The sequence below is a fragment of the Bellilinea sp. genome (genome assembly GCF_034432615.1).
Lineage (GTDB): Bacteria > Chloroflexota > Anaerolineae > Anaerolineales > Anaerolineaceae > Bellilinea.
Genome location: NZ_DAOUBL010000174.1, coordinates 1 through 6196 on the forward strand (window position 1 = coordinate 1; position 6196 = coordinate 6196).

A 6196-nucleotide genomic window follows, 5' to 3' on the forward strand; every position below is an offset into this window, starting at 1 on the left:
CGTTCAGCAGCCAGCGGCTGTTGTAGTTGTTGGGGTCAAACAAATTCGGGTCGAAGGACGGCGAAGAAGCCATGGCCAGCACGCGCCCGGTATCGCGTTCCAGCACCACCACTGCGCCGCGAAAGCCCTCGATGGCACGCTGTACCTGCAATTGAAAATCCTTGTTGAAGGTGGTGTAAATGGAGTTGGAAGGGGCCGAATCGCGTTGTGCCAGACGGGTGAGGGTCACACCCTGCGGGTCAACCACATACAACGATGCACCGCGCTGACCGGCCAGATACTGCTCGCCCCACACTTCCAGGCCGGCGCGCCCGACGCGTTCATCGCCGCGGTAACCGCGCCGGCGGTATTCATCCAGTTCTTCAGCCGGGATCGGCTGCACATAGCCGGTTACGTGCGGTGCGGTACTGTCGAAGTAATAGCGGGTGTTGTAGGTGGTCATCACCAGCCCGCCCAGCGATGAAAGCACCTCAAAGCGGCGCTGCACTGCCTGAGCCGAAACATCCGCCACCGGAATGTACCAGTCCGGGGCGGCAAATTCGTACAGCGAGCGGATGTAATCGGTATTCAGACCGGTCAGGTTGGAAAGTTCGACCAGCAGCGTGCCTTCTTTGCCTTCTTCAATTTGACCGGGGATGATTCCCAGTGCCACCGCATCCGACTGGGCCGCCAGGGCGCTGCCTTTGACATCGTAGATATTGCCGCGGCTGGGGATGGTGATGTCCATCACCAGGCGGTTGCCGCCGCGCAGTTCGGGCAGAATCATGCCGTCTTCCCACTGCACCTTCCACTGCCCGTTTTGCAGCGACAGGTTCATCAGCGTATCGCGGCTGATGTTGCCCAGCAGCACGGTTTGATAGGTGACTCGGTAGGCGACCTGGGCTTCCTGCGGGTTTTTGATCAGCGCCTGAGTGATTTCAAACTGAGCCTGCTGCAATGAAAGCGTAACGGCAATTTCCTTCAAACGCCTGGAGAAGTCCTCGTAAGGAATGGCATCGCGCGAGAGCAGGGTCAACTGGTCGTACATGGCCTGGTAGTTTTCATTTTCCCAGGCGTCCAAAAAGGCGCGGGCTGCGTTTTGAACATCCGGTGCGGGGGTCACGTTCAGCACGGGCGGCAGCAAGGTGGGTGTGCCGTTTGTACCGGTTGGTGAAGGGGGGGTGTTGGTTGCCGTGGTACAGGCGGTCAGCAGTACCAGCACAAGCATCAGCAGTGAACGAACTTTCATGAATTTTCTCCGGTAATCCAGCCTGTCTCAGCCGACCGATTCGCCGTCCAACACGGCCTGCCAGATGGGACAGGAGTACTTCAAGTTGTTTTGACACATTTGGGGCACATTGTGCGGGGGGACAAAGTTCACCCGCGCGGCTGTGCGCTGCAAATGACACAGCGGCAGGCCCATCACGCTGGCAAAGCAGCCGCCAAAATCCACCACCGGACGAAAATCGGCGTGCTGAATGGCGTAACCGCCGGCTTTGTCGAACGGGTCGCCGCTTTGAATGTAGTTTTCAATTTCCACATCGCTGTAGGGGCGCATGGTGACTTGAGAAACACATACATCCTGCATCAGCACCGCATTCTGCACATCCATGAGCGCCAGTGCGGTATAGACCTGATGGGTGCGTCCGCGCAGCCGGCGCAGCATGGCGCGTGCCTCTTGTGCATCAGCCGGTTTACCGAGTAAATCGTAGCCGTCGGCAACGGTGGTATCGGCGGCGAGGATGAACACCGGCTCACCGGCGTAGCGCTGGGCAACCGTGCGCGCCTTTTCGCCGGCCAGCCGGCTGACATATTCGCCCGGCGGCTCACCCGGCAGAGGGTCTTCATTGAGGTCGGCAGCGTCGGTTTCAAAGGCCCAGCCCGTCCACGCCAGCATTTGCCGGCGGCGGGGTGAATTGGATGCCAGAATCAAGCGCGGTTGTGTCATTGGCTTTGATTCTAACACAAGAGCGCGCCGGAAAATGAAGCCTTTGCGTTGTGGCGATAAATAAATGGAGGTGCAGGAGGGGGTGATTCCCGTCAGGACGGGTTAATGTCACTGCGAGCGAGCGCAGCGAGCGTGGCAGTCTCCCGCACGGCCTACCATAAGTAAGAGGGGAGATTCCCGTCAGCACTGGTGAGTGTCGCTTCGCTCGGAATGGCATTAACGGCCTCAAACCGTTGCGAGGGGGCCGAAAACCCCAATGGGAGTGGGGAAAGGGTCTGTCCCAAACTGCCGTTTATTCGTACTTCAAGGCGTTGACCGGCACCAGCGTGGCGGCCTGCAGGGAGGGGTACAACCCCGAAATCAACCCGACCAGCGTAGAAAACACCAGCGCAAAAATCGGCAGCCAGACCGGCGTTGCGGCGGCAATTCCCGGCCCAAGTCCGCCATACGGGTTGGACTGCCCGGCGAGGAAGGTGGTTGCCAGAAAGTTGATGGCAAAACTGCCGCCCCAGCCCAACAGCACCCCGCCGATGCCGCCGATCAGCCCGATTCCGGCGGCTTCGCCCAAAAAGATGCTGAGCACATCGCGGTTGGTGGCGCCGATGGCCTTCATCAGGCCGATTTCGCGGGTGCGTTCCAGAATCGCCATGGTCATCGTGTTGGCAATGCCGATGGCGGCTACCAGCAGGGAGATGGCTCCGATGCCGCCAAAGACCATTTGCAGGACGAGGAAGAAACTGTTGATGCCTTCCACAAAGGACTGCGGCGTGGAGGCCTGATAGCCGAGGGCATTAATCTGGTCGGCAATTTCGACCACCTGCGAGGGGTCTTCGGCGCGCACCAGCAGCTGGTTGTAGCCCTCTTTGTTGAAGTTGACCCGCTTACCGCGCACCCATTCTTCCCATTTGAGCATTTCATCCAGCCGCACAAACATGGCGCCGTCCTGTTCGCTGCGCGCTTCTTCCAGCACACCGGCAATCCTCAGCGTGACGGTGCGGGTGATGGGCTGGCCGTCTTCTGTCCATTTGGTAATTTCCAGTTTCACCTGCTGGCCGACAATGTCCTGCGGGGTGGGCGGGGGCAGGGGTTCCTGGCCGGGGCGCTGGCGCGGGTCGTAAAAATTCTTGAGCACCCATGCTCCCACAACCGCCGTGCCGCGTTCCAGCTGGGTGGTGCCGACCTGTGCCTTGAATTCGTACATGGCAAGGTCATCCACATCCACCCCCTGCAGCCACGGCCAGGTTTCCATTCGGCCGTATTTCAGCAAGGCGCCGCCGCTCAAATTCTGACGAACACTGACCAGCGCCACACCCGGTATGGCACGGATTTCTTCGACCGTTTTCGGGGTGAGCAGTTTGACCCCCGGCGGCATGCCGGTCACAGGGTCAACCGCCATTGGCCCCGGCCCGACATTCACCTCGCTCCAGCCGGGAAAAACATCAATCCGTTTCAGGTCGCTGATGCCCCACAGCTGGCTGGTGGCGCTGCGCTGCAGGCCGATGGCCAGCGAAACCAGCAGGATGACCGAGGCAGTGCCGATCACCACGCCGATGGCGGTCAGCGCTACGCGGCCTTTGCGCCTGCCTAAATTGTCGAAAATTAACCTGACCAGATCCAGAAAACGCATGTTGACACCTCCAATTCGGTCATACCGCTAAAAAGTACGCACAGTGGCGCGATCATCCTTTCGGGCGCGGCAGCGGTTCCACCGGCACGGGAATCGGCTGGCCGGGGACACCTTCGGGCGGGATTTGTTCGCCCGGCATGACGGGCGGCGGGGTGGGTTCGGCGCTGTCCAGTCCGATCAGGCCGCGCAAAAAGCGCAGAACCTTCTGCCAGAAAGTTTCTTCGGCGGGCGGCGGCGGTTCTGGCGGAAAGCCGTCGGTTGGAAATTCCGGCGCTGGCATTTCCATCACCTCCACCGTCAGGGTTTGGGTGATGGTGCGCGGCTGGTTGAAGTCATCGGTGTAGTTGATGTTGACTTCGATATTCAGCGGGCCGGGCTGGAAGGGCATGATGTTGGCGTCTAGCGTAAAGTAGCCGCCCGGCTCCAGCGAGCCGACCAGGGTGACGTTGTTGGTAATATCCGCATTCGGGCTGGTAACGCGCATGTTACCCAGCACGGCGGTCTTGCGCCCCAGATTGGTGACCTGCAGCGGCAGCATGGACATCTGATTGGTGTAGAAGATGCCCGGGTCGCGGTAAAAGCCGACTTCCACCTGCGGTAACTGGTAAATCAACAGGGTGATGACCTGATCGTTGATCTGCCGGCTGCCTTTTTCGTCATCGTAAATGAAGGAAAGTTTGAAAGGATAAGCCCCCGGGTTGGCGGTTACATTGACGATCAACTTTTGGGTGGCGCTGATGGTCGTGCCAACCGGCACATCGCCCAGAAAAATCACATTCGAAGCGCCCAGCGGCGCGAAGGTGGAAAGCTCGCTGCCGCCCGGCACGGGGGTGCCCTGCTCGTTGAGCGAGGCGCCGCCGCCCAGCACCATGGTCACCGAGCGGGCGTTGGCGGTACCCAGATTGCGAATGTCCATTTTCAGCTCGAAGATGGCGCCGGGCTGCAGGGGGTCAACATCGGTCTGATAGGCGGTGACCACCAGCTGCGGGCGGCTGATCAGCGTGGGGGTGGCAGTTGGGCGCGCCGGTCCGCCCACCGATGGTTTTTTGAGGTTGATGGTGATCGTCAGGGTTTCGGTGAAGGATGCGCTGCCGTCCAGATTGGTGTAGGAAAGATTGACCGTCAGGGTTGCCACACTTTGCCCGCTGAGCGAAGGATTGGCGATCAGGGATTGAAAGACGTTAACCTTTTCGTTGGGGTCCACTTCATTGAGGGCGCGCACGCCGCCGGTATCCACCGGCAGGAAGTCCGTACCGGTAAAGGTGATCAGCACATTACGCGCAAAATCCTGTCCGCGGTTGACCAGCGTCAGGCGCAGCTCGAATTGCTGGCCGGGAGTGATTTCCTGATCGCCGCTCACGCCGTAGGAATCCAGCACCAGCAGCGGGCGGCCGGCGGCGGTCGGCTGCGGGCGGCGGGCGGTGGTGGTCAGTCCAATCCTACCCACTTCGGTGCTTCCATCCAGAAAGCGCACGGTGGTCACATCCATGTTGCCATCGCCGGCGCTGGCGGGAACGGCCACCGAAACCACAGCGGTGGTGCTTGCCCCGGGGTTGAGGGCGGTGCTGTTCAGGGTAACCGAAGCCGGCCAGCCGTTGAGCGAATCGGGGTCCGGCGCAGTCAGGTTGAGGGCGGCTGAGCCGGTGTTGGTCAGGGTGAGGGTGTACACCACCACCGCGCCGGGTGCGCCGCTTTTGGCGGAAGCATCGGCGGTGACGTTCAGAACCGGGCTTTGGGCGGCCACCGGCAGGGTGAAAACAAGGCTGAAAAAGAGCAAAAGGGTGAGGAGTTTGGTTTTCATTTTGAATCGCTTTCTTCGGATGCGGTTTGAAATGCAAAGGAAGCCGCGGCCTGAAATTCGGCTTCGCTGACCACTTTGCCGTCCAGCAAATAGACCGAATGGGTGGCAAAAGTGTGAATGCGCGGGTCGTGGGTGACGACGATGACGGTTTTCCCGCTGCGGTGCAGGTCGGAAAGCAGCTGCATGATGCCTAAACCGCTGGCGGTATCAAGGTTGCCGGTCGGCTCGTCCGCCAGAATCACCTCGGGCTGGTTGGCCAGGGCGCGGGCAATTGCCACCCGCTGCTGCTGGCCGCCGGAAAGCTCGGTCGGTTTGTGATGCACGCGGTTTTCCAGCCCCACCTGCCGCAGCAGTTCCAGGGCCCGTTTGCGGCGCTGACCGGTCGGGACGCCGGCAAAGCGCAGCGGGAAAGCCACGTTTTCCAGCGCGTTCATCGTCTGGACGAGGTTGAAGGATTGAAAGATGAAGCCCATTTTCTTGCGGCGGTAGACCGCCAGTTCGTTTTCGTCCATTTTGTCGAGGGCAACGCCGTCTATGATGATTTGCCCGGAAGTCGGGCGGTCCAACCCGCCCAGCAGGTACAGCAGGGTGCTCTTGCCCGAACCAGAGGGCCCCATGATGACCGTGAAGGTGTTGCGCGGAATATCCAGCGTGACCCCCGCCAGGGCGTGCACCTTCTGCTTACCCATCAGGTAGGTTTTGCGCAGATCGCGGATTTGAATGAATGCACCGTTGGCTTGCGTCATAACTGCCCGCTTAGAAGAACATGCGGGTGGGGTTCAGCCCGCTCAGCCGGCCGGCAATGTAGCCGGGTAAGGCCTGCAAACACAGCAGCAAGGCC

Annotated in this window: 5 protein-coding genes; all 5 read right to left on the minus strand. The window is 60.5% G+C overall.

The features are described 5' to 3' along the window. Positions 1–1228 (minus strand): NTF2-like N-terminal transpeptidase domain-containing protein (locus tag VAE48_RS08145; protein WP_322792826.1); only part of this gene is annotated, 1228 nt, incomplete at its 3' end. Between the two features lie 27 nt (positions 1229–1255). Continuing rightward, positions 1256–1927, minus strand: a complete 672-nt coding sequence (locus VAE48_RS08150; protein ID WP_322792827.1) for a Maf family protein — start codon at positions 1925–1927, stop codon at positions 1256–1258. Positions 1928–2219: 292 nt separating this feature from the next. After that, positions 2220–3554 carry an ABC transporter permease gene (locus tag VAE48_RS08155; protein ID WP_322792828.1) on the minus strand — a complete coding sequence of 445 codons (1335 nt, stop codon included), beginning with the start codon at positions 3552–3554 and terminating at the stop codon, positions 2220–2222. Between the two features lie 52 nt (positions 3555–3606). Further along, positions 3607–5355 carry a hypothetical protein gene (locus VAE48_RS08160; protein WP_322792829.1) on the minus strand — a complete coding sequence of 583 codons (1749 nt, stop codon included), beginning with the start codon at positions 5353–5355 and terminating at the stop codon, positions 3607–3609. Further along, positions 5352–6101 carry an ABC transporter ATP-binding protein gene (locus VAE48_RS08165; RefSeq protein WP_322792830.1) on the minus strand — a complete coding sequence of 250 codons (750 nt, stop codon included), beginning with the start codon at positions 6099–6101 and terminating at the stop codon, positions 5352–5354. Before VAE48_RS08165 ends, VAE48_RS08160 begins: the two co-directional genes overlap by 4 nt. Positions 6102–6196 lie beyond the last annotated feature (95 nt).

Excerpts from the sequence above, each read along its gene's own strand:
- VAE48_RS08155 (WP_322792828.1), bottom strand. The coding sequence starts at position 3,554 with ATGCGTTTTCTGGATCTGGTCAGGTTAATTTTCGACAATTTAGGCAGG.
- VAE48_RS08160 (WP_322792829.1), bottom strand. The coding sequence starts at position 5,355 with ATGAAAACCAAACTCCTCACCCTTTTGCTCTTTTTCAGCCTTGTTTTC.
- VAE48_RS08150 (WP_322792827.1), bottom strand. The coding sequence starts at position 1,927 with ATGACACAACCGCGCTTGATTCTGGCATCCAATTCACCCCGCCGCCGG.
- VAE48_RS08165 (WP_322792830.1), bottom strand. The coding sequence starts at position 6,101 with ATGACGCAAGCCAACGGTGCATTCATTCAAATCCGCGATCTGCGCAAA.